Genomic DNA, 22,581 nt, shown 5'->3' with positions numbered 1-22,581 from the left:
CGTCGATCAGGTTTGACATGTGGTTACGCCCGGCCCGTCCGCGAGTGCGGAGCACCTCACGGCTGTTCGCGACCTTCGCTGCGGCCAGTCTCGTCCCGGTGGTCGCCCTGGGTGCGCTCGTGGTGCAGGACTACCGCCGGGACGCGGCCGAGCAGGGACGTGCCCAGGGGCTGGCACAGGCCGACGTCATCGCGCAGATGGTGGTCGCGCCCGCACTGAACAGTGGCGAGGCGCACATTCTGGGCGGAGACCTGAGCCGCCGTGGACTCACCGCCGAGCAGTACGAGCGGATGCGCGAGTCCACCGGGCTCGCCGTCTACCGCGGCTCGGTGCAGCACCTGCGGCTGCGGGGCTTCACCGGCCGGGTGATCTTCTCCGACGACGGCTCGTCCAGCAACGGGGTGCCGGTGTCCGATCCGGACTTCCAGGCCGCCGCGGCGGGTGCGGCCCGAGCCAAGGTCATCATCGGGCGGACCCAGACGATCCGGGTGATGCAGCCGCTGTTCGCCGGGGCGACCGGGCAGTCCGTCGGTGTGCTCGAGGTCTATCTGCCGTACCAGTCGATCGCCGACCGCCTGGACCATCAGGTGACCCAGACCGTCCGGCGCATCGGTGGCGGTCTCGCCGCCCTCTATCTGGTCCTGGCGCTGCTGGCCTGGTGGATCACCCGGTCGCTGCGCCGCTACGCCGCCGACCAGCGGCACAACGCCCTGCACGACGCGCTGACCGGACTGCCGAACCGGGTCGCCTTCCGCGCCGAGGCGGACGCCGTCCTGAACCAGGCCCGCCGGGACGGGGAGACGGGCGCCGTGGTGCTCGTCGACCTCAACCGGTTCAAGGAGGTCAACGACACCCTCGGTCATCACGCCGGTGACGAGCTGCTGCGGGTGGTCTCCGAGCGGTTCCGGGCCGGTCTGGACTCGCGGGACCTGCTGGCGCGGCTGGGCGGGGACGAGTTCGCCCTCCTGCTGCCGGGCCGGACCGGGCCGGAGGCGGTCGCGCTGCTGGAGGGTGTGCGGGATCGGCTGGCCGAGGAGATGGTGCTCGACGGCGTGCCGCTGAGCATCGAGGCGAGCTTCGGCATCGCCCTCTACCCGGAGCACGGCGACCACCTCCAGGAGCTGACACAGCACGCGGACGTGGCGATGTACCAGGGCAAACGCGGTACGGCGGACATCGTCATCTACTCCGGCACCGGGGTCGCCCACTCGCATCAGTGGCTCGTGGTGCAGGCCGAGCTGCGGCACGCGCTGGAGCGCGACGAACTGGTCCTGCACTACCAGCCCAAGGTCAACCTGCCGGACGGCGCGGTGATCGCTCTGGAGGCGCTGGTCCGCTGGGAGCATCCGGAGCGCGGGTTGCTGCCGCCGGGTGTCTTCCTGCCGGCCGCCGAGCACTCCGGGTTGATCGTGCCGCTCACCGAGTGGGTGCTGCGCCGGGCCCTGACCGACCAGCTGGGCTGGACCGCGGCCGGCCAGTCGTGGGCGGTGTCGGTGAACGTGTCGGTGCGCAACCTCGAGGTGGCCGGATTCCCGGACCTGGTGGCCGCGCTGCTCGCCGAGACCGGCACCCCGCCGGAGCGGCTGGTGCTCGAGGTGACCGAGACCGCGCTGGCCGGCGACGTGGAGAGGGTGGAACGGGTGCTCGCCCAGGTGGCCGCGCTCGGTGTCGGCCTCTCCGTCGACGACTTCGGCGCCGGCTTCACCAGCCTGTCGCATCTGCGCGGGCAGCCGGTCGCGGAGATCAAGATCGACCGGAAGTTCGTGGCCGACGTGACGCACGACCCGCAGAGCCGGGCCATCGTCCGGTCGGTGATCGAGCTGGCGCACGGCCTGGGCAGCCGGGTCACCGCCGAGGGTGTCGAGACGGCCGAGGTCTACCGATGGCTGATCGACGCGGGCTGTGACGAGGCGCAGGGTTACCTGATCGGCCGTCCGGTTCCGTGGCCGCAGGTGGACGCCGGGATTTTCGGGCTGCCGGGTGAGATGTCAGAAGCGACGATGATCGAAGGAATGTCCCGATGAGTCTCCTCAGTCGTGCCGCGGCCGCCGCCGGGATCGCGCTCGTTCTCGCGTCGGGTGGCTGCACCGGGGCCCCGGGCGTCGCCGTCCAGGCCGGGGCGGTGGACGAGGTCGGCACCGTGGCCATGGACGAGGCGCTGCACGCCAAGCTGCCGGAGACGATCCGGATGCGCGGGTTCGTGCGCCTGGTGACCGATGCCAGCTACGCGCCGATGGAGTACTTCGCCGCCGACGGGCGCACCATCATCGGCTTCGAACCGGATCTGGCCGCCGCGCTGGGTGAGGTGCTCGGCGTACGGGTCGAGATGGTGGTCGGCGTCTTCAACACGGCGCTCGACGAGGTGTCGGCCGGCACGTACGACGGGGTGCTGTCCTCGATGACCGACACCGAGGACCGGCGTGACCGGGCGGACTTCGTCAACTACTTCTCCACCGGCACGTCGATCCTGGTGCAGCGGGGCAACCCGAAGGGCGTCCGGAGCCTCGACGACCTGTGCGGTCATTCGGCGGCGGCCGAGACGGGCACCTTCCAGGAGGAGATGCTCCGGCAGACGGCGAAGAAGTGCGGATCCCGCCCGGTACGGATCGTCAGCCTGCCGACGAACGCGGACGCCCTGGTGGAGCTGCGCCTGGGCCGGGTGGTGGCGGCGCTGCAGGACTACCCGCCGGCCTCCTACCTGACCACCGATGAGCGGACCAGCGCCTTCTTCGAGCTGGCCTCGGACGAGCAGTACGAGCCGGGCCTCTTCGGTATCGCGGTGGACAAGCACAACGTGGCGCTGCGGGACTGCCTGCGCGACGCCCTGCAGCGGCTCATCGACTCCGGCACCTACGGCGACCTGCTGGCCCGCTGGGAGCTGAGCGCGAGCGGAGTCAGCAAGGCGACAGTCAACGGCGCATAGACACTCATGGAGAACTACACGCTCGTGTAGTACGCTACACGCGTGAGTAGTGACAGCGACCTGACCGCCCGAGCCCGGATCCGGGACGCCGCGATCGCCCTCTTCACCGAGCGGGGCATCGCCGGCGCCACGATCCGCGACATCGCCCAGGCCGCCGGCGTCTCCTCGGGCCTGCTACGGCACCACTTCGGGTCCAAGGAGGGGCTCCGCGACGCCTGCGACGAGTGGGCCATGGCGCGGATAGCGCAGCTGCAGATGGCGTTCACCGAGTCCGGCACGATCGGCGGCGCCATCGCCCCCGACGCCATGGCCCTCCAGCAATATCTGGTGCGGTCCCTGATGGACGGATCGCCCCGGGGCGCGGCCATGTTCGAGCAGACCGTGCAGCGCGGCGAGCAGTGGCTGGCCACCACCGGGCTGGAGACGTCCGACCCGCGCGCCTACGTGGCGGTCCTCGGCGCCATGAAGATGGGCATGTTCCTGATGCGTGACCAGTTGACGGCCGCGCTCGGCGAGGACGTCGGCGCCATGCCCGGCTACCTGCGCCTCATCCGGGCCTCCCTGGAGATCTTCTCGCAGCCACTCCTCACCCCTGAGCAGGCCGACGACGCGCTGAAGGCGCTGGATCGGCTCGGAGATTCTCTGATCGGAGAGAAGGGGTCATGGCGGATGCCATCGATGTCGAAGGACTGATCAAACGGTTCGGGGCGGTCACCGCTCTGGACGGGCTCGACCTGCGCGTCGCGACCGGCGAGGTGCACGGCTTCCTCGGGCCGAACGGTGCGGGCAAGACCACCACCATCCGCGTGCTGCTCGGGCTGATGCGGGCCGACGGCGGCTCGGCGCGGCTGCTCGGCGGCGACCCGTGGGCCGAGGCCACGGCGCTGCACCGCCGGCTCGCCTACGTCCCCGGTGACGTGACGTTCTGGCCCAACCTGACCGGTGGCGAGGTGATCGACCTGCTCGGCCGGCTGCGGGGCGGCCTCGACCGGCAGCGCCGCGACCACCTGATCGAGCGGTTCGAGCTCGACCCGCGCAAGAAGGGCCGGACCTACTCCAAGGGCAACCGGCAGAAGGTGGCGCTGGTCGCGGCGCTCGCCTCCGACGTGGAGCTGCTTCTGCTCGACGAGCCGACCTCCGGGCTGGACCCGCTGATGGAGGAGGCCTTCCGGGAGGTGATCCTCGAGGAGAAAAGACGCGGTGACCGTACGGTCCTGCTGTCCAGCCACATCCTCTCCGAGGTCGAGGCGCTCTGTGACCGGGTGACCATCATCCGGGCCGGCCGAGCCGTGGAGACCGGCACCCTGGCCGACCTGCGCCACCTGACCCGCACCACCATCCGCGCCGAGCTGACCGGCCCGGTCAACGGGCTCGCCACCATCGCCGGGGTGCACGACCTCACCACCGAGAACGGTCGGGTGGCCTTCGACGTGGACGCCGACGCCCTCGAGCCGGCGCTGAAGTCGCTGGTCGAGGCCGGGGTGCGCAGTCTGGTCAGCCAGCCGCCGTCGCTGGAGGAGCTTTTCCTGCGGCACTACACGCGGGACGCGGAGAGCGTCCGATGACCGGGACGCTCGGCCTGATCCGGCTGGCGCTGCGCCTCGACCGGGTCGTCATGCCGCTCTGGGTGTTCGTGCTCGGCCTGCTGCCCGTCGTGTATGTCTCCGGCTTCGACACGCTGTTCGCCACGGCGCAGGAGCGGATCCACTACGCGCAGATCAGCGCGGCCAACGCCGGGTTCGTCGGCCTCTACGGCCCGCTGCACGGCGACAGCCTCGGCGAGCTGACCGTCTGGCGGGGCGGCTTCCTGCCGGTGATGATCGGTCTCGCCGCCCTGCTCACCGTCATCCGCCACACGCGGGCCGACGAGGAGGCCGGCCGCACTGAGCTGCTCCGTGCCGGGGTGACCGGCCGGTTCGCGCCGCTGGCCGCCGCCGTGCTGGTCACGGCCGGGGCGTGCCTGGTGATGGGCGTGCTCGTCGCGGTCACCCTGATCGGCCACGGGCTGCCCGCCGCCGGCTCGGTGGCGCTCGCCGTGTCGTACACGGTCAGTGGCTGGCTCTTCGCCGGTGTCGGCGCGGTCGCGGCGCAGATCGCCGACACCGGGCGCGCGGCGCGGGCGATCGCCGTGCTGGTCCTCGGCGTGTCCTATGTGCTGCGGATGGGCGGGGACATCTCGGCACTCGGCGGCGGCCGGCTCGACTGGATGTCGTGGCTGTCGCCGATCGGCTGGGCGCACCGGGTCTTCCCGTTCGGGGCGGACGACTGGTGGCCGGTGGTTCCGGCGGTCGTCACCACACTGGCCACGGTGGCCGCCTCGGCGTACCTTCTGACTCGCCGTGACCTCGGCGGTGGCCTGCTCGCCGGACGGCTCGGACCGGCCTCGGCGGCCGCGTCCCTCGGCTCGCCGATCGCGCTGGCCTGGCGGCTGCACCGCGGGCTGCTGGCCGGCTGGACCGCCGGGTTCGCGGCGCTGGGCCTGGTCTTCGGCGGGGTGAGCACCAGCGTGGCGCAGCTCGCCGAGGACTCCGCCTCGATGGGCCGGATCTTCAGCCAGCTCGGCGGCAGCGACTCCATCATGGACGCCTACTTCGCCTCCATCGCGCAGACCTGTGCGCTGATCATCGCCTGCTACGCGGTTCAGGCCGCGCTGCGGATCCGTGACGAGGAGCAGACCGGTCACGCCGAGGCGATGCTGAGCACCGACGTGAGCCGGTGGGCGTGGGGCGCCAGTCACCTGATCTTCGCCCTGCTCGGCCCGGCCGCGGCCCTGCTCGCCGAAGGGCTGGTCGCCGGTCTGGTGCACGGCGATCCCGGTCGGGTCGTGGCGTCCGCGCTGGCCCAGCTCCCGGCCGTCTGGGTGCTGGCCGGGGTGGCCACGCTGCTGATCGGGGTGGCGCCGAAACTGGCCGCGGCCGCCTGGGCGGTGCTCGCCGGGGCGCTGCTGATCCTGATCGTGGGGCCGCTGGTGCAGATCGACCAGTGGGTGCTCGACCTGTCCCCGTTCACCCATGTCCCGCACCTTCCCGGTGCGAGCTTCACGGCCGTACCCCTGCTGATCCTGACCTTGATCGCAGCCGCACTCGGTGGCGCCGGCCTGCTGGCCCTGCGCCGCCGCGATCTCCCCGCGTAGCAGACCTCCCCGCGAGCAAAACGGTGCGGCCCGGCCGAAAGGCCGGGTCGTTGCCGGCCGGGTCAGTATTGACGGTTGGGCAGCACGGCCTTCGCGGCCTCGCGGTCGAACGTGGTCTCGTCCACGACCACCCGGCGCGGGATGCTCTGTCCGGTCTTCACCTTGCCGACCAGCTCCATCAGCTGCGGCCCGAGCAGGGGATTGCACTCGATGACGTAGTTGAGCCGGCCCTCGGCCAGGGCGCTCAACCCGTCCCGGCTGGCGTCCACGGTGATGATCTTGATGTCTTCGCCGGGGCGTTTGCCGACCGCCTCGATCGCCTTGACCGCGCCCAGGCCCGCGTCGTCGTTGTGCGCGAAGAGCACGTCGATGTCGCTGTGCTCCTGCAGGAAGCCGCTCATCACCTGCTCGCCGCCGGCCCGGGTGAAGTTGCCGTCCCGCGAGTCGATCACCTTCAGGTCGGTGTCGGCCTTGATCGCGTCGGCGAAGCCGGTCCGGCGCTGGTTGGCCGGCGCCGACCCGGTGGTGCCCTCGATCTCGACGATCTGGACCGGGCCCTTGTGGTCACGGAAGTGCTCGACCAGCCACTCGCCGGCCTTGCGGCCCTCGGCGGTGAAGTCGGAGCCCAGCACCGTGGCGAACAGCGACGTGTCGGTGGTGTCCACCGTCCGGTCGGTCACGATCACCGGGATGCCGGCGTCCTTGGCCTCCTGCAGCACCTTGTCCCAGCCCGACTCGACGACCGGGGAGAAGGCGATGACGTCGACCTTCGCGGCGATGAACTCCCGGATGGCGGCGATCTGGTTGTCCTGTTTCCCGTCGGCGACCCGCAGGTCCAGCTGCACCGAGGCGTTCGTGGCGGCGTGCTCGATCGACGCCGTGTTCGCGAGCCGCCACGCGCTCTCCGCGCCGACCTGGGAGAACCCGAGACGGATGCCGCCCTGGGCCGCCGAGCGGGGGGCGGTGTCCTCACCGCCCCCGCACGCCGTCAGCAGACCGGCGAGAACCAAGACCAGGAACGTCGACGGTCTGCGCATGTTTTCACCGTATTACGGATGTATCAGTCCTTTGGCCGTTTCGGCAGGACCAGCTCCTCATGATCGAGTTCCCGGTTGAGCACCCGCAGACTCTCGTCGGCCAGGCGGCCCGCGTCACGCCAGCGCAGCAGTTCCTCGCGCTCGGCGTCGATGACCGCCTGCCGGACCATCAGCGCCGCCTCGTACTGCGGAGACTTCGGCACCTCGTGAGACTCCACCTGCTCCAGCAGGTCCAGCCGGCGACGGTAGCGGTCCAGGCGGAACTGGAGCTGCCGGCGCATCGTCTCGATCGCCTCGTCCTCCACGTGATCGTGCTGCTCCTCCTGGATGTCGTCGAGCCGGTTCAGGGCGGCCTGGACGGCGGCCGAGCGGGCCTCGTTGCGCAGGCGGGCCTTGTCCTTCTGGTTGGCGCGCAGACCCAGCAGGCGGACCAGCGGCGCGAAGGTGAGGCCCTGTCCGACCAGGGTGACGAGCACGACCACCAGGGCGCAGAAGACCATCAGGTCATGGTTGGGGAAGTCGTCGGGAATGGTGAAGACCGCCGCCAGGGTGATGACGCCACGGGTGCCGGCCCAGGTCAGAGCGGTGACCTCCCGGCCGGACAGCGGCTGCTCCTTGGCCCGGCCCTCTGGGACGTCCATGTCGTCGTCCTGCTGGCCACCCAGGCGCAGGTGCAACTCGCGGGGGAGCAGCTGGGTGATCGCCAGCCAGAGCGGGCGCACCAGGAGCACCACACCCAGCGTGATGGCCAGCGCGATGCTGATCGCCTGCCACGTGTAGGACCGGAGCCCTTCGAGGATGTCCTTGACCTGCATGCCGATCAGCAGGAAGACCGCACCCTCCAGCAGGAAGTCGATCAGCCGCCAGACGGCGGCGCTCTGCAGGCGGCTGGCGCCGGTGGTGTAGCGCGGGGTGTCGTGTCCGACGATCAACCCGGCCACCACGACGGCGAGCACACCGGAGAGGTGGTAATGCTCGGCCAGGGTGAAAGCGCCGAGCGGAGTGATGATCGACAGGGCGTTCGCGCTGAGCGGGTCCTGCCGGAACGGCCTGAGGAACCGCACGACGTACGCGATGACGATGCCGATGACCACGCCGCCGGTGGCCGAGGTGAAGAAGTGCTGGACCGTGCCGCCGAACGAGATCTCCTCGCCGTCCTGTTGCGCGGCGATCGCCACGGTGAGAAGGGTCAGTGCGGTGGCGTCGTTCAGCAGACCCTCACCCTGGATCAGGGTGATCAGCTTGCCCGGCAGCCCCGCCTTGCGGCCTACGGCGAGCGCCGCGACCGGATCGGGCGGGGCGACCGCCGCCCCCAGGGCGACACCGGCGGCGAGAGTGGCCCCGGCGACCCACAGCGAGAAACCGAGGCCGACCAGCAGAGCGGTGATCAGCACCAGGACCACCGACAGACTGATCACCGTCCGGATGTTGCGCCGGATGTCCAGCAGGGAGGAGTCCAGGGCCGCGTTGTAGAGCAGGGGCGGGAGAACGAACATCAGAATCACATGTTCGTTCACCCCCAGGTTCTTCCCGGGAAGGTAGGAGTAGGCGACGCCGACCAATGTCAGCAGAACCGCGGCGGGGAGGCCGGTCTTCTCCGTGACCCAATGGACCACGATGATCACCGCGATCGCTCCCAGCGCGTACAGCAGGATCTGCTCGTAGATCATTTGATCATTGTCGCGGTTACCTCCTGGCCAGCGCTTCGCGGGCCGCGGCCAGAGCGGCCCGGTTCTTCTCGATCACCGGGCGGGCGGCAGCGACGATCTTCGCGATCGACGGGTCCTTGCTGACGGCCAGAACGAGCCGCGCCAGCTTCTCCGCCCGCTCGTAATTGGACAGCTGGGTGTCGATGAACAGCGTGTCGAAACCGGCCGCGGTGGCGGTCCGATACTGCTCGGCGAGGGTCAGCTGCTCCGAGTTCGGCTCCGCCGGCAGGCGCACATCCAGAGCCTCGGCAACCTGCCTGACCTGGGCGTCCAGCTTCAGGTGGTACGCCGCGAACCGCTTGCCGAGCTTGCGTACGGTCCGGTTCTCGCTCTTCTTGGCGGCCAGCCGGCCGACCTCGATCTGGGACAGGTTGCCCTGGTGCACGGCGATCAGGAACTCGGCCTCCGGGCTGACCGGGCGGCCCGCCGTGACGCTGGAGCCGGCGGTCTCCGGCCGGGCCGGGGCGGCCGCCGCGGACACCGGGGAAAGGCCGATCAGGGCTGTGGCACCCAACGTAAAAATCATGTGACGGAAAGACATAATCGCAGCATAAACGGCTTAAAAGGGACGCGCCCGGACATCATCGATGGCCGGGCGCGTCGTGCTGCGAGGTGAATCAGTACCGGTAGTGCTCCGGCTTGTACGGCCCCTCGACGTCCACGCCCAGGTACTCCGCCTGCTTCTTGGTGAGGGTGGTCAGCCGGACGCCGAGCGCGTCCAGGTGCAGCCGGGCCACCTTCTCGTCCAGGTGCTTCGGCAGCACGTAGACCTGCTTCTCGTACGCCTCCGGCTTGGTCCAGAGCTCGATCTGGGCCATCACCTGGTTGGTGAACGAGTTGGACATCACGAAGCTCGGGTGACCGGTCGCGTTGCCCAGGTTCATCAGGCGGCCCTCGGAGAGGACGATCACCGAGTGGCCGTCCGGGAAGCGCCACTCGTGCACCTGCGGCTTGATCTCGACCTTCTCGATGCCCTCGACCTTGGCCAGGCCGGCCATGTCGATCTCGTCGTCGAAGTGGCCGACGTTGCCGACGATCGCGTTGTGCTTCATCGCCGACAGGTGCTCGACGGTGATGATGTCGGTGCCGCCGGTGGTGGTGATGAAGATGTCGGCCTCACCGACCACGTCCTCGATCCGGACGACCTGCATGCCGTCCATCGCGGCCTGCAGCGCGCAGATCGGGTCGACCTCGGTGACCACGACGCGGGCGCCCTGGCCACGCAGCGTCTCCGCGGAGCCCTTGCCGACGTCGCCGTAACCGCAGACCACGGCCAGCTTGCCGCCGAGCATCACGTCGGTCGCCCGGTTGAGGCCGTCGACGAGCGAGTGGCGGATGCCGTACTTGTTGTCGAACTTGCTCTTGGTGACCGCGTCGTTGACGTTGATCGCCGGGAAGAGCAGGGTGCCCTCCTTGGCCAGCTTGTAGAGCCGGGCCACACCGGTGGTGGTCTCCTCGGTCACGCCCTTGATCTCGGCCGCGATCTTCGTGAACCGCTGGTTGTCGGCGGCGAGGCTGCCGCGCAGCGTCTCCAGGATGATCGAGTACTCGTGGTTGTCCTCGGCCGTGGTGGCCGGAACAGCGCCCGCGCCCTCGAACTCGACACCCTTGTGCACGAGCAGGGTGGCGTCACCGCCGTCGTCGAGGATCATGTTCGGCCCGCGGCCGTCGCCGAAGTCGAACAGGCGCATGGTCGCCCACCAGTACTCCTCCAGCGTCTCGCCCTTCCAGGCGAAGACCGGCACACCGGCCGGGGCGTCGACGGTCCCGGTCGGGCCGACGACGACCGCGGCGGCCGCCTCGTCCTGGGTGGAGAAGATGTTGCAGGACACCCAGCGGACCTCGGCGCCGAGCGCGACCAGGGTCTCGATCAGGACGGCGGTCTGCACGGTCATGTGCAGCGAGCCGGCGATCCGGGCGCCGCTCAGCGGCTTGCTGTCACCGAACTCGGTGCGCAGCGACATCAGGCCGGGCATCTCGTGCTCGGCGAGACGGAGCTGGTGGCGGCCGGCCTCGGCCAGCGACAGGTCGGCGACCGCGAAGTCGAGACCGTTGACGGATCGAAGTTTGTCGCTCATGAAAAGAGGGCTCCTCCCTCTCAGGAGGCGCCCTTGCGTCAAGAAACCCGGCCGAGCGTGGCGGGTCTCGACAGAGCCCGTTGCAGCGCCTCTCGGCAGAGCCGGGAACTACTCTAACGCCCGCCCGGCAAGATCACATCCGCCGGAGTGTTCCGTCAGTGTCCGTAATCACGTACGTTCCGTCACCGAGGACATCCAGATCGTATTGGTCGATGGTGGTGATCTCGAGTTCGCCGAGGACCTCGCCGGTGTGCGCATCGACCCGGAAGTGCCGCCACCAGTCGGTGTCCTCCTCCTCGTCGACCCCGAAGACGACAGCGATCACGGTGTCGTCGTCCAGGAAGCCGGGGCTCCACTCCAGGAAGATGTCGTCCTCGTCGTCGGGGAAGCCGAAATCCGGCAGGGTCACCGTGAACAGCGGTTCCCCGCCGGGGAAGGCGTGCACGATCAGGTCGTCGCTGTCGTGGCCGACGGTCACGAAGCGGGTCTCGTCCGGCGAGACGCCGTGCAGTGAGCGATCACCCCAGCCGTAGTCGTGCGGCGCCGTGTCCGGCCCGGCCAGGTAGATCTGGATGCCGTCCTGGCCCTCGCCGACCTCCAGCAGCATCCGGCCGTCACGCAGCGCGACGTGATCGCCGCCGTGCCCGGCCGTCGGCAGCTCGTAGCGGGCCCGCAGCTCCCCGGTGGCGGCGTCCAGAGCGATCCACTCGTCGTCGCGGCCGCGGTCGGCCATCGCGTTCGGCGCATAGACCCAGAGCACGGCGTCGTCGGCGGAGAGCGCCACGTCGGTGTAGGAGACGCCGCACTTCGGGCCGCGGGCGCCGAGCTCGAAACGCCACTCCTCGCGCCCCTCGGGATCGACCTTCAGCACCGCCGTGTCGGTGGCGTAGAACAGCCGGTCACGCGAGGCCGGGACGGCGTGGCCCTCGCTGCCCGGCTCCCGGAAGGTGCTGCGCGGCGGGACGGCGAAGGTCCGGACCAGCTCCAGGTCGGTGTCGTAGACCTCGACACCGCGATCGTTCTTACGGGAGATCACGCGCACGTCGGCAGCCTAGCGCGAGTCATCTTCTTGCAATCACTTGCAATAACGAGGCGAAAAATCGAAATACTGCGACAGGTCATTGTGAGGTAGATCTCCATGGCTCTATGGTCGGCTCACCGTCCTCAAGGCAAAGGAAAGAGCCTTCGATGTCCTGGCCCGTCCTTCTGATCGGGGCGCTGCTCGGCGCCACCGGCATTCCGCATCCCGCCGACGCCGCTCCCCGGTCCGCCACGGTCACCCGGGCCGCCCTCGACCCCGCCCTGGCCGCCGGGCGCGGCGCCGCGGTGGCCTTCCTGGAGCAGGAGGCCGAGCGCGCCGCCACCAACGGGACCGTGATCGGGCCGGACCGCACCGCCTACACGCTGCCCGCCGAGGCGTCCGGCCGCTCCGCTGTCACCCTCGACCCCGGCGAGTGGGTGGAGTTCACACTGCCCCGGCCGGCGAACGCGATCACCGTGCGCTACAGCATCCCGGACGCGCCCGGCGGTGGCGGGATCACCGCGCCGCTGTCGGTCACCACCCGGCACGAGTCCCGCACCATGACGCTGACCTCGCAGTACTCGTGGCTCTACAACCAGTACCCGTTCAGCGACGACCCGCGGGCGGACCTCCTGCACCCGGACTGGTGGATCACCGAGTGCCAGTGTGTGCCGGCCGCCACCACCCCGGCCCCGGTGATCACCAAGCCGTTCCGGCCGGCCCACTTCTACGACGAGCAGCGGCTGCTCCTCGGGCGTACGTACCGGGCCGGTGACCGGGTCCGGCTCACCGCCCGCTCGGTGCCGACCACGATCGACCTGCTCGACTCGGAGCTGGCCGGGCCGCCCGAGGTGGTGAGCGGCGTCAACCCGGTGCTGTTCGGCGCCGACCCGAGCGGGCGGCGGGACTCCGCCGCGGCCATCGAGCGCGCGGTGGCGTACGCCCGGAAGGTCCATCGAAAGGTCTATCTGCCACCGGGCGTCTTCCAGGTGAACCGGCACATCGTCGTCGACGACGTGACCATCACCGGGGCCGGCAACTGGCACACCGTCGTCAAGGGCCGCGAGGTCGCGCTGACCGAACCCGCCCCGGACGGCTCGGTGCACACCGGCGTCGGCTTCTACGGCCGCGCCGCCGCCGAGGGTGGCAGCCGCAACGTGCACCTGTCCGATTTCGCGATCCAGGGCGACGTGCGCGAGCGGATCGACACCGACCAGGTCAACGGGGTCGGCGGGGCGATGAGCGACTCGACCGTCGACGGCCTCTACATCCAGCACACCAAGGTGGGGCTCTGGTTCGACGGCCCGATGTCGAACATGCGGGTCACCGACAACATCATCGTCGACCAGATCGCCGACGGCCTCAACTTCCACACCGGGGTCACCGGCTCGCTGGCCCGTGGCAACTTCGTCCGCAACACCGGTGACGACGCGCTGGCCATGTGGGCGGAGAAGACCACCAACGCCGGCAACACCTTCGACCGCAACACCGTCCAGTCGCCGACGCTGGCCAACGGCATCGCCGTCTACGGCGGCCGGGACACCACGGTCTCGAACAACCTGGTCGCCGACCCGGTCCGGGAGGGCAGCGCGCTGCACGCCGGCACCCGGTTCGGCGCCGAGCCGTTCACCGGCGCCCTGCGGTTCACCAACAACACCACGGTCCGGGCCGGCACCTTCGAGCTGAACTGGCGGATCGGGCTCGGCGCGATCTGGCTCTACAGCCTGGAGGGCGGTTTCGGCGCGGACGTGCGGGTGACCGGCGACCACTACCTGGACAGCACCTACAACGCGATCATGCTGGTCGCCGAGTGGGGCGTGAAGAACCTCTATTCGATCGACAATCTTAAATTCAAAGACATTCGGGTCGACGGTACGGGCACCAGCGTTCTGAGCGCACGCGCGGCCGGTTCCGCGTCCTTCGAGAACGTCGACGCCCGCAACGTCGGCGCGGTCGGCGTGAACAACTGCGGCCGGTTCGGGTTCCCCGCGACCGGATCCGAGTTCGGGCTCACCGATCTCGGCGGCAACGACGGTGCCTGGCTCACGCCGTACCTGCCGAACACCATCACGTGTGACGACCGTCCCCCGGTCGTGGCGCCACCCGGTCCCTCGAAGTGGTGAACTGAGCCCGGCCATGGCGACCACAGAGTGTCGTCATGGCCGCTCCGGGTAATACCGGCGCGAGCGGTTGGTTTCCGGGCACCTACCACAGGTAGCCTGGTCGGCGCTGCACGGACCGGAAGATGGGAAGTACGTTGAGCCGAACCCTGTTGGTCACCGGTGGTGCCGGATTCGTCGGTGGCGCCTTGATCAGGTCGCTGCTGAACGACTTCCCGGACGCGACGATCGTCTCGCTGGACAACTACTTCACCGGCACCCCGGAGAACCACGTCCACGACCCGCGCGTCACCTACATCGACGGGTCGACCACCGACATCGCCAAGATCTGGGCCGACCGCGGCCTGCCCGGCCCGGAGCTCGTCTTCCACCTCGGTGAGTATTCGCGCATTCCGCAGTCGTTCGAGGACCACGACCTCACCTGGGATTTCAACCTCCTCGGCACCAAAGAGGTGGTCAAGTTCACGGCCGGGCACGGGGCGAAACTGATCTACGCCGGGTCCAGCTCGAAATTCGGCAACGACGGCGAGGACGAGAACCTCAACCCGTATGCGTGGACCAAGGCCAAGAACATCGAGTACATCAAGAACTACTCGAACTGGTATGGGCTGGACTACGCGATCGCGTACTTCTACAACGTCTACGGCCCCGGCCAGATCAGCGACGGCAAGTACGCGACGGTGATCGGCATCTTCGAGCGCCAGTTCCTGGCCGGCGAGCCGCTGACCGTGGTGTCCCCGGGCACCCAGACCCGCGACTTCACCCACATCGACGACATCGTCCGCGGCCTGGTCCTCGTCGCCCGCGGCGGCTCCGGAGACGGCTACCTGCTCGGCACCGGCTGTGAGTGGCCGCTGGCCAAGGTCGCCGAGCTGTTCGGCGGCGAGTTCACGCTCATCCCCGAGCGGCGCGGCGAGCGGGTCCGTGGCCAGGCCGACACCACCAAGGCCAACAGCCTCGGCTGGCGCCCGGAGAAGCGGCTCGACGAGTACATCGCCGACTTCGTGGCGGCCCACCCGCGCTGACCCGGGACTTCCGGACGGGGAGGAATGAATCTCCGGAGGTTGGGCATCCGGGGGCCATGCGTAACGGGATCAGGATCGTAGTCGTGTCCGGTCACGCGCCACTGGTGCGTGACCTCGAGCAGTCAATCCCCGCGGCCACCGGGGGCCGGGCCGCCGTCGCCGGTGCGGGCGACGGCTCGGACGTGGCAGGGCTGGTGCGGGAGCCCGTACCGGATCTGATCCTCGTCGACCTGCTGCCACCCGGCGGTGTCGCGGCGATCGCGGCGGCCCGGGCCGCCGCGCCGAAGACCCGGGTCCTGGCCCTGGCCGGCGACGGTGATCCGGCGGCCGAGCTGGAAGCCCTGCGTGCCGGGGCGTCCGGCATCCTCCCGCGCGGCGACGAGGCGCTGCCGCCGCTGCTCGCCGCGCTGGAAGGGTGGGCGGTGGTGCCGGCCGCACTGCTCGCGTCGCTCGTGGAACGGCCCGTCCGCCCGGCCGCCCAGTCCGCGACCGCCCAGCTCGACGAGAGCGACCAGCGGCTGCTGCGCCTCATCGCGGGCGGCTCGTCGACCAGCGAGATCGCCGGGGTGCTGCACGTCTCGGACCGTACGGTCAAACGCCTGACCGCCGCCCTGCTGCGGAAGATGCACGTCTCCAGCCGCACCGAGGCCGCCGCTGTCGCGGGCAGCGCCGGCCTCGTGTGAGCGGCTGATCAGCCGGTGGCGCGTGGCCGCGTCGTGACCGCCGACAGCGGCGTGGCCACCTCCTCCAGCGACTTGCCCTCGGCGTCGATGCCGATGATCGCCTCGACGATCCCGCCGACCGCCATCACCGCGGCGCCGATCAGGAAGCCGATGAACAGCTTGTTCGGGTCCTCGCCCTCGCCGATCAGCCAGCCGTAGAAGACCGGCCCGATGGCTCCGAAGCACTGCGCGATGGCGAAGAACACCGCGATCGCCTGCGCGCGGATCTCCAGCGGGAAGATCTCGCTGACCGTGAGGTACGCCGAACTGGCCCCCGCCGAGGCGAAGAAGAAGATCACGCTCCACGCGATGGTCTGGGTGATCGCGTTCAGGGCCCCCTGCTGGAACAGCACCGCGGTGATCGCCAGCAGCGCCCCGGACAGCAGGTAGGTGCCGGAGATCATCTTTCGCCGCCCGATCGTGTCGAACAGCCGCCCGATGGTGAGCGGGCCGATCAGGTTGCCGATCGCGAACGCCACCAGATAGAGCGGCGCGGCCGTCTCGCTCACCCCGAAGAACTTGGTGAGCACCAGCGTGTAGGTGAAGAAGATCGCGTTGTAGAGGAACGACTGCGTGATCATCAGGGTCGCACCCAGCGTCGACCGGGCCGGGTAGATCTGGAACAGCACCTTCAGCAGCGACAGGTATCCGTGCGGTTTGGTGGGCCGGATGTCGATCGCCCGCGACTCGTCCAGCGGCTCCAGCGTCTGACCGGACGCCTCGGCGGCCCGCTCGATCTGGGCGATGTTCTCCTCGGCCTCGGCCTCCCGCCCGTGCATGATCAGCCAGCGCGGGCTCTCCGGCAGGTGCCGGCGCAGACCCCAGATGGCCAGGCCGATGACCGGGCCGATCAGGAAGCCGATCCGCCACGCCCAGTTCAGGTCCATGTTGTTCAGCAGGATGTAGGTGCCGAGCGTGCCGATGATCGCGCCGCCCCAGTACGTGCCGTTCACGCCGATGTCGACCCGGCCGCGGTACTTGGCCGGCATCATCTCGTCGATGGCCGAGTTGATCGCGGCGTACTCACCGCCGATGCCTGCGCCGGCGATGAACCGGGTGAGATACAGGAAGACCAGTGCGACAGGGCCGTTACCCCAGGTCAGCGCAGTGAGGGCGTTGCCGGCCAGATAGACGCCTAGGGTGACGATGAACAGGTTCTTCCGGCCGAGCGCGTCGGAGAGCCGTCCGAAGAACAGCGCGCCGAACACCTCGCCCAGCAGATAGACGGTGGCGATCAGGCCCACCTGCGCCGAACTCAGGGCCAGGGTCTCCTGCTCGGCCAGGACCGGGCCGACCGCGCTGGCCACCGTGATCTCGAGCCCGTCGAGAACCCAGGCGGTGCCGAGCGCCAGGATGACGCGGGTGTGGAACGGCGACCAGCTGAGCCGGTCGATCCGTGCCGGGATCAGGCTGCGGATGGTCTCCGATCCGGAGGCCGGGACGGTTTGCGCCATGGACGCACCTCCACTTGCGTGATGTGTTCCACCGCATACCCAGCAATCTCCCAGCTACAACTCCATATTCAAGATCTTCGGGGTACGGGCCGCCGGGATCGGGTCTCCTCCGGGGGAACCGAGTATCCGGAACACGTCAGCGCGCTCGCCCGCCACGAACCGCCTCGATAGCGTTGGCGGCACACCATCGGCCCGCGGCCCCCCTCGGCGAGGGAGGGCCGCGGTCTGCTGATGGCGCCCATTACCGAAGGGGGCACAGTGAGCGAGAAGACCTATGCCGCGTCGTTCGATGCCGGTGCTGCCGAGTGGCTCCGGTCGGGAGAGCCCGGCGGGGAGTACGTGGAGATCGCCCGCCTGCCCGACGGCGGCGCGGCGATGCGCAACTCGACCGACCCCACCACCATCCTGTTCTTCACCAAGGCGGAGTGGGACGCGTTCACCGGCGGCGTGCACGACGGGGAGTTCGACCTCTGATCGGATCGGGCGCGGCTATCGGCGTACGAAAAGGTGAATCTGGAAACCGGAGACCCGCCACGTGCGGGAGAGCGTGAAGTCGCGCTGCAGCGCGGTCAGCGCCGGCTGCGGCAGGGTGTTGGGCGCGCCGGTCGTCACGTTGTCGGGGACGACCGCCCACACCCGGGTGTCACCGGCCAGGGCGGCCGCCGCGTCGGTGCGCTCCGGGGTCCAGTAGCCTCCCGCCGTGTTCCGGCTCTGCGCGGCCAGCGCGTCGCGGGGCACGGCCGGGCCCAGGTAGTACTCGATGGCGATGTCGGCGAACTGCCAGCCGTCCCGCTTGTAGACGATCGCGTCACCGGCCTGCCGCTCGTGGGCGATGATCCGGGCCGCGCCGCGGTAGTCGACGAGCTCGGCGGTCCGCTTCTCGTGCGAACCGCGGAAGAACCGCTGGTCGGGCAGGCCGAGCAGGCCGACGACCAGGACCAGGGCGAGCCCGATCGGCCACGGCGTCCGGGCCGCCGCCACGCCGGCCAGCAGGCAGATCAGCGGCAGGAGGAAGAACAGGTAACGCGGGTGCCAGATGGGGCTCACGGTGGAGATCGTGACCATGGCGGCGAGCGGGAGCACGATCGTCAGGGCGCCCGTCCGGGCCCGCCGGTCGGCCACGCCCAGCAGGCAGAGGCCGAGCAGCAGGCCGCCGATCGAGGTGGAGAGGCTGATCTGCTCGAGCAGGTGCAGGACACCCTCCGGGGTCGGCGGGTGCGGTTTCGCGCCGAGCTGGGTGGTCAGCTGGGCTCGGCCGTTCAGCGCCAGCGGGACCAGCGCCGCGCAAGCGACCGTGACGGCGAGCGCGGCGGGCGGGAAGGGCCGCCACGAGCGGGTGCGGACCGCCTGGTGGACGACGACCGCCGCATGTCCGGTCAGCAGCGTCAGGGCGACCAGGTGCAGACCGCCGAGGGCCAGAACGGCGAGGGCGTACAGCACCCAGCGCCACCGGCCACCGTGCCGCAGCGCCTCGACCAGCATCAGCGTCGCTGCGGTCGCGGCCAGAGCGGCGAGGGCGTACGGGCGGGCCTCCTGCCCGTACCGGGTGACGGCCGGCAGCACCGCGAAGAGCAGCCCGGCGAACACTCCGGCCCGGACCGTGAAGAGCCGCGACCCGAGCACCGTCAGCAGTGCTGCCGTCGCCACCACGGCCAGCACGGACGGCAACCGCAGAGCGCGCGGCGAGTCGCCCGCCACGGCCATCCAGAAGTGCAGCACCCAGTAGTAGGGGACCAGCACCGCGTCGATGCTCTCGGCCAGCCGGGACAGGTCGGCGGCGGACCGGCCGGCGGCGCTCAGGGTGGCCAGCTCGTCCCGCCACAACTGCGGTTTCTGCAGCTGGTAACCGGTGACCGCGGCGGCCAGCAGAGCGGGACCCAGCCAGTGGAGCCGGTCCGTCCGGAGGCGACGGTGCGGGCGCGCGGCGGGCGGCGCCACTGAGGACGGCAGATCGACGGTGGCGGTCACCGGCCGTTTATAGGTGACCACATTGAACCGTTGATGAACCCCGGTGGACAGGAGCCGGTCGGATGCCCGGATCCTGTCCACCGTCCCCGGTCACTCGGTGCCGGTGCTCTCGCAGTCGATGCGCTCGCCGGTGCCGTAGGAGTACTCGTGCAGGCAGGCGTCGGTGCCGTCACCGCCGTCGAGGGCGTAGCGGTTGAACTCCTCGAATCCGCCGCCGTAGAGCGTGTCGTCGCCGGCCTCACCGAAGAGCCGGTCGACACCCGCGCGGGAGCCGTCGTCGGCATACAGGGTGTCGTCACCGCCACCACCGCGGATCACGTCCGCGCCGGACGATCCGTGGATCAGGTTGGCGGACCCGTTGCCGGTGAGCACGTCGTCGGCCCAGCCGCCCCACAGGTTCTCCACGTCGGCGCCGATGGTGTCCTGCTCGCTGCCGGAACCGTCGTCACCGGTCTGGCCGTCCAGGTCGGCCTTCACCGGGACCACGCGGTACACGTAGCTGACGGTGTCGACGCCGGACCCGCCGTACAGCAGGTCATTGCCGTAGTCGGCGTTCAGCTCGTCGTTGCCGAGACCGCCGTACAGCTTGTCGTTGCCGTTGCCCTCGCCGCCGGACAGCTGGTCGTCACCGCCCAGCCCGTACAGTGTGTCGTTGCCCTCGCCGCCGTCGAGCGTGTTGTTCCCGGCGTTGCCGGCCAGCCAGTCGTTGCCCCGGCCGCCGCGCAGCATCTCCACGTCGGCGCCGATCGAGTCGCCCTCACCGGACTGGCCGTCGTCGCCGGTCCTGCCGTCCGGGTCGGCTGACACCGGCCGGCTGCGGGCCATGTACTCGACGGCGTCCCAACCGGCTCCACCGTGGATGGTGTCGCGGGCCACGCCGTTCCAGCCGCCCTGGTAGAAGCTGTCGCTGCCGTCGTCGCCGAACAGGGTGTCCCGCCCGGTCGCCTCGTCGAAGATGTCGTCGCCGGGACCGCCGCGCACCCAGTCGTTGCCGGCGCCCGGGTCGATCCGGTCGTTGCCGGCCTCGCCGTAGATGAGGTCGGCGTCGCCACCACCGCGGATGTCGTCGTCACCGGCGCCGCCGTACACCACGTTGCTGCCGTAACCGGGGTAGATGTAGTCGTTGCCGCCGTTGCCGTAGATGGTGTCCCGGTCGTCGCCGCCGTACAGATCCTCCCGCCGCGGCCCACCGACGATCTTGTTGGTCCCGCTGCCGGCCCGGATCGACAGTCCCAGGTCGGCTTTGTTGACGATCGTGTCGTTCAGGTCGTAGGTCTGGATGCTGCCCCACGTCGGCGCGCCGGAGGTGGTGCAGCGGACCCGGGTCTTGTCGCCGGAGACCTGCTTGCAGCCCTTGCCCGGCTTCAGCGTCACCCGGTCGTCGATGGTCACCGTGTTGCCGGAGCGGGTGATCGTCACGTAGTTGACCCGCTTGCCGGCGGCCTTGAACAGGATCTGGGTCCGGTTCACCACCTGCGCGGTCCCGACGGCGGCCGCTTGGGCCGGGCCGCTGATCACCAGTCCGGTCAGGACGGTGGCCGTGACCAGACCGGCACGCAGTGGGTTCGTGATCACGAGGCTCCTCATGACGCGATGGTCGTTCCGTAGGAGATGCCGTTGGTGCTGAGGAACCGTCCGTCGGTCAAGGTCGGGCTGCCGAGCCCGGCGGAACCGCCGAGGAAGCGGGTGATCGTGCCGGTGGCGTACCCCGCCTGGTCGCCGGGCACCTCCTCGTCCGGGCTGCTCACCAGCGCGTCGAGACCACCGGAACCGTTGAGGTTGAGTAGCGCCACCTCAGCGCCGAACCGGTCGCCACGCTCGGCGCCACCCGGTACCCCGGCCGTCGACTGGCTGATCGTGCGGGAACCGGCACCGGTCAGGCCCTTGGCCGAGCCGCGCAGCAGCACCACCGTGCCGGCCTCGGCGTTCTCCCCGGGGACACCGACCAGCACATCGGCGCGGCCGTCGAGGGTCACGTCCCCGACCGCGATGTTGTCACCGAACCGGTCGTAGGCCTCGGTGCCGCCGGCCACTCCGGCACTCTCCTGGGTGATCAGGACGGCACCGCTGGTGGAGAGCCCGGTGGCCCGGCCCGCGATGGTCACGACGGCGCCACCGTAGATGTTGCCGTTGTAACCCGACTGTGCTCCGCCCGCGCCACAGATGATCTCCCCGTACCCGTCGCCGTTGGTGTCGCCGACCGCCAGTTCGGCGCCCAGCTCCCAGAGGTACACGTTCGGCCGGTTGAGCTTGTAGGCGAGCTGGCCACCGGTGATCGCGGTGACCTTGGCGAGCGACACCCCGCCGGCGCCGCCCCAGAACTGTGTGACGGTGCCGCTGCCCGACGAATGGGTGTCCGGACGCTCACCGGGGGCGCCCACGATCAGCTCCTGGTAGCGGTTCTTGTCGACCCGGCCGATCGCCACGTCCAGGCCGAACTTGTCGTTGGTCGAGGCCGCGCCGGGCACCCCGGTGGTGGCCTGGCTGAGCCAGCGGGTGTTGGCGCTGGAGACACCGTTCGCCGTGCCCTTCAGCACGATCACGGCACCGGCGTCCTCCCTGCCGTTGATCTCCTTGAGCGGGAGGCCGACGGCCAGTTCGTCACGGCCGTCTCCGGTGATGTCACCGGCCGCCAGCGAGAACCCGAACCAGTCGCCCTGTGCCGAGGCGCCCGGCACCCCGGCGGTGCTCTGATTGAAGTGCTGAGCCCGCTCGACCTGAAGACCTCCGGGGCCACCTGGGATGATCCAGACCGCGCCGGCCTCGTATCCCATGGCCCGCAGGTCGGGTTCGCGGTAGTCGCCGAGGGCGAGGTCGTCATACCGGTCGCCGTTGAAGTTGCCGACCGTCATGGCCATGCCGAATCCGCCGGTGTCGCCGCCGGTGACGGCGGTCCGCAGCGCGTCCCGGTGGGCCGCGGAGGAGTAGGTGACGGAGACGCCGCCCCAGCTGAAGACGGCGACGTCGTCACGGTTGTCGCCGTCGAAGTCGGCCCGGGTCGCGCCCTTGCCGGTGGCCGGGCGTGCGGTGACCGGCGTGCGGTCCAGCCGCAGAGTGATCCCGTGCCGGACGACTTCGGTCGACGAGACGGCCTGGAGAGCGGCCTCGGCGGCGGGGGTGGACGCCAACACGGTGGTGGTGGCGATCGCCGCGACGAGCACGCTACGCGTGTACCTCATGGGTGCTCCTCATTCTCAGGAACAGGAGATTACGCATCCATGAATCGACAGGCGTACCCGTTTGACGCGCTGGTAGATCACGGTTGAGCGACGATCCGTCAGCGTTGCGACGTTACGGAACCGGATTGTCCGTTCGGCTGATCCGGACCAGCCTTCCGGCGGCTCCGGGACGTGGCTCCGGCCGTACCGGACCGGAGTGCGGAAAGGCGGAC

At 70.0% G+C, this 22,581-nt stretch carries 18 protein-coding genes and 1 riboswitch; of the genes, 9 read left to right on the top strand and 9 right to left on the bottom strand.

The window, feature by feature from the left end; genetic code table 11:
- Nucleotides 1-44 precede the first annotated feature (44 nt).
- Genes BM290_RS28235 through BM290_RS28215 form a run of 5 tightly spaced genes read left to right on the top strand, consistent with a single transcriptional unit; the run spans nt 45 to nt 6,056 of the window.
- Nucleotides 45-2,024, top strand: coding sequence for a putative bifunctional diguanylate cyclase/phosphodiesterase (locus BM290_RS28235; protein WP_239143685.1), 1,980 nt, complete (start codon nt 45-47; stop codon nt 2,022-2,024).
- On the top strand, nt 2,021-2,923 hold the full coding sequence (locus BM290_RS28230; protein ID WP_093618884.1) for an ABC transporter substrate-binding protein: 903 nt from the start codon (nt 2,021-2,023) through the stop codon (nt 2,921-2,923). The genes BM290_RS28235 and BM290_RS28230 overlap by 4 nt, the downstream gene beginning before the upstream one ends.
- A 42-nt stretch (nt 2,924-2,965) precedes the next feature.
- A complete protein-coding gene (locus BM290_RS28225) occupies nt 2,966-3,616 on the top strand; it encodes a TetR/AcrR family transcriptional regulator (RefSeq protein ID WP_093618883.1) in 651 nt (216 codons plus the stop codon).
- Nucleotides 3,586-4,488: an ABC transporter ATP-binding protein gene (locus BM290_RS28220; RefSeq protein WP_093618882.1), complete on the top strand. Its 903-nt coding sequence runs from the start codon at nt 3,586-3,588 to the stop codon at nt 4,486-4,488. The genes BM290_RS28225 and BM290_RS28220 overlap by 31 nt, the downstream gene beginning before the upstream one ends.
- A complete protein-coding gene (locus tag BM290_RS28215; RefSeq protein ID WP_093618881.1) occupies nt 4,485-6,056 on the top strand; it encodes an ABC transporter permease in 1,572 nt (523 codons plus the stop codon). Before BM290_RS28220 ends, BM290_RS28215 begins: the two co-directional genes overlap by 4 nt.
- A gap of 62 nt (nt 6,057-6,118) precedes the next feature.
- Here the strand turns inward: BM290_RS28215 and BM290_RS28210 are convergent, their stop codons facing one another.
- The 5 genes from BM290_RS28210 to BM290_RS28190 form a co-directional block, all read right to left on the bottom strand.
- Nucleotides 6,119-7,093, bottom strand: a complete 975-nt coding sequence (locus BM290_RS28210; RefSeq protein ID WP_093618880.1) for an ABC transporter substrate-binding protein — start codon at nt 7,091-7,093, stop codon at nt 6,119-6,121.
- Nucleotides 7,094-7,116: 23 nt separating this feature from the next.
- Nucleotides 7,117-8,763: a cation:proton antiporter gene (locus BM290_RS28205; RefSeq protein ID WP_093618879.1), complete on the bottom strand. Its 1,647-nt coding sequence runs from the start codon at nt 8,761-8,763 to the stop codon at nt 7,117-7,119.
- A 16-nt stretch (nt 8,764-8,779) separates the two neighbouring features.
- Nucleotides 8,780-9,316 (bottom strand): DUF4142 domain-containing protein, encoded by a 537-nt coding sequence (locus BM290_RS28200; protein ID WP_177319932.1) that lies wholly within the window; start codon nt 9,314-9,316, stop codon nt 8,780-8,782.
- Nucleotides 9,317-9,419: 103 nt separating this feature from the next.
- Nucleotides 9,420-10,880, bottom strand: coding sequence for an adenosylhomocysteinase (gene ahcY, locus BM290_RS28195; RefSeq protein WP_093618877.1), 1,461 nt, complete (start codon nt 10,878-10,880; stop codon nt 9,420-9,422).
- An 18-nt stretch (nt 10,881-10,898) separates the two neighbouring features.
- Nucleotides 10,899-10,980: riboswitch (S-adenosyl-L-homocysteine riboswitch) on the bottom strand.
- A gap of 33 nt (nt 10,981-11,013) precedes the next feature.
- The gene (locus BM290_RS28190) at nt 11,014-11,922 is read right to left on the bottom strand and encodes a hypothetical protein (protein WP_093618876.1); all 909 of its coding nucleotides are present in this window, start codon (nt 11,920-11,922) and stop codon (nt 11,014-11,016) included.
- 146 nt (nt 11,923-12,068) lie between these two features.
- Here BM290_RS28190 and BM290_RS28185 point away from each other — a divergent pair, with 146 nt between their 5' ends.
- The 3 genes from BM290_RS28185 (at nt 12,069) to BM290_RS28175 (ending at nt 15,729) form a co-directional block, all read left to right on the top strand.
- Nucleotides 12,069-14,024 carry a glycosyl hydrolase family 28-related protein gene (locus BM290_RS28185; protein ID WP_239143686.1) on the top strand — a complete coding sequence of 652 codons (1,956 nt, stop codon included), beginning with the start codon at nt 12,069-12,071 and terminating at the stop codon, nt 14,022-14,024.
- A gap of 134 nt (nt 14,025-14,158) precedes the next feature.
- Entirely contained in the window at nt 14,159-15,046 is an 888-nt protein-coding gene (locus BM290_RS28180) for an NAD-dependent epimerase/dehydratase family protein (RefSeq protein ID WP_239143687.1), read from the top strand.
- A gap of 83 nt (nt 15,047-15,129) precedes the next feature.
- Nucleotides 15,130-15,729, top strand: a complete 600-nt coding sequence (locus BM290_RS28175; RefSeq protein ID WP_239143688.1) for a LuxR C-terminal-related transcriptional regulator — start codon at nt 15,130-15,132, stop codon at nt 15,727-15,729.
- Between the two features lie 8 nt (nt 15,730-15,737).
- On the opposite strand, the gene BM290_RS28170 is transcribed toward BM290_RS28175, so the two are convergent.
- Nucleotides 15,738-17,222, bottom strand: coding sequence for an MFS transporter (locus tag BM290_RS28170; protein ID WP_093618872.1), 1,485 nt, complete (start codon nt 17,220-17,222; stop codon nt 15,738-15,740).
- Between the two features lie 258 nt (nt 17,223-17,480).
- Between BM290_RS28170 and BM290_RS28165 the strand changes: the two genes are divergently transcribed.
- Nucleotides 17,481-17,696 carry a DUF397 domain-containing protein gene (locus tag BM290_RS28165; protein ID WP_239143689.1) on the top strand — a complete coding sequence of 72 codons (216 nt, stop codon included), beginning with the start codon at nt 17,481-17,483 and terminating at the stop codon, nt 17,694-17,696.
- A gap of 15 nt (nt 17,697-17,711) precedes the next feature.
- Here the strand turns inward: BM290_RS28165 and BM290_RS28160 are convergent, their stop codons facing one another.
- From BM290_RS28160 to BM290_RS28150, 3 genes are all read right to left on the bottom strand, one after another.
- Nucleotides 17,712-19,190 (bottom strand): glycosyltransferase family 39 protein, encoded by a 1,479-nt coding sequence (locus BM290_RS28160; protein ID WP_143133990.1) that lies wholly within the window; start codon nt 19,188-19,190, stop codon nt 17,712-17,714.
- A 90-nt stretch (nt 19,191-19,280) separates the two neighbouring features.
- Nucleotides 19,281-20,777 (bottom strand): calcium-binding protein, encoded by a 1,497-nt coding sequence (locus BM290_RS50795; protein ID WP_143133989.1) that lies wholly within the window; start codon nt 20,775-20,777, stop codon nt 19,281-19,283.
- Nucleotides 20,774-22,369, bottom strand: coding sequence for an FG-GAP repeat protein (locus BM290_RS28150; RefSeq protein ID WP_093618868.1), 1,596 nt, complete (start codon nt 22,367-22,369; stop codon nt 20,774-20,776). The genes BM290_RS50795 and BM290_RS28150 overlap by 4 nt, the downstream gene beginning before the upstream one ends.
- Nucleotides 22,370-22,581 lie beyond the last annotated feature (212 nt).

Source organism: Actinoplanes philippinensis (genome assembly GCF_900113015.1).
GTDB lineage: Bacteria > Actinomycetota > Actinomycetes > Mycobacteriales > Micromonosporaceae > Actinoplanes > Actinoplanes philippinensis.
Note: the sequence above shows the minus strand (reverse complement) of the source record. Positions and strands in the feature narration are given on the sequence as shown.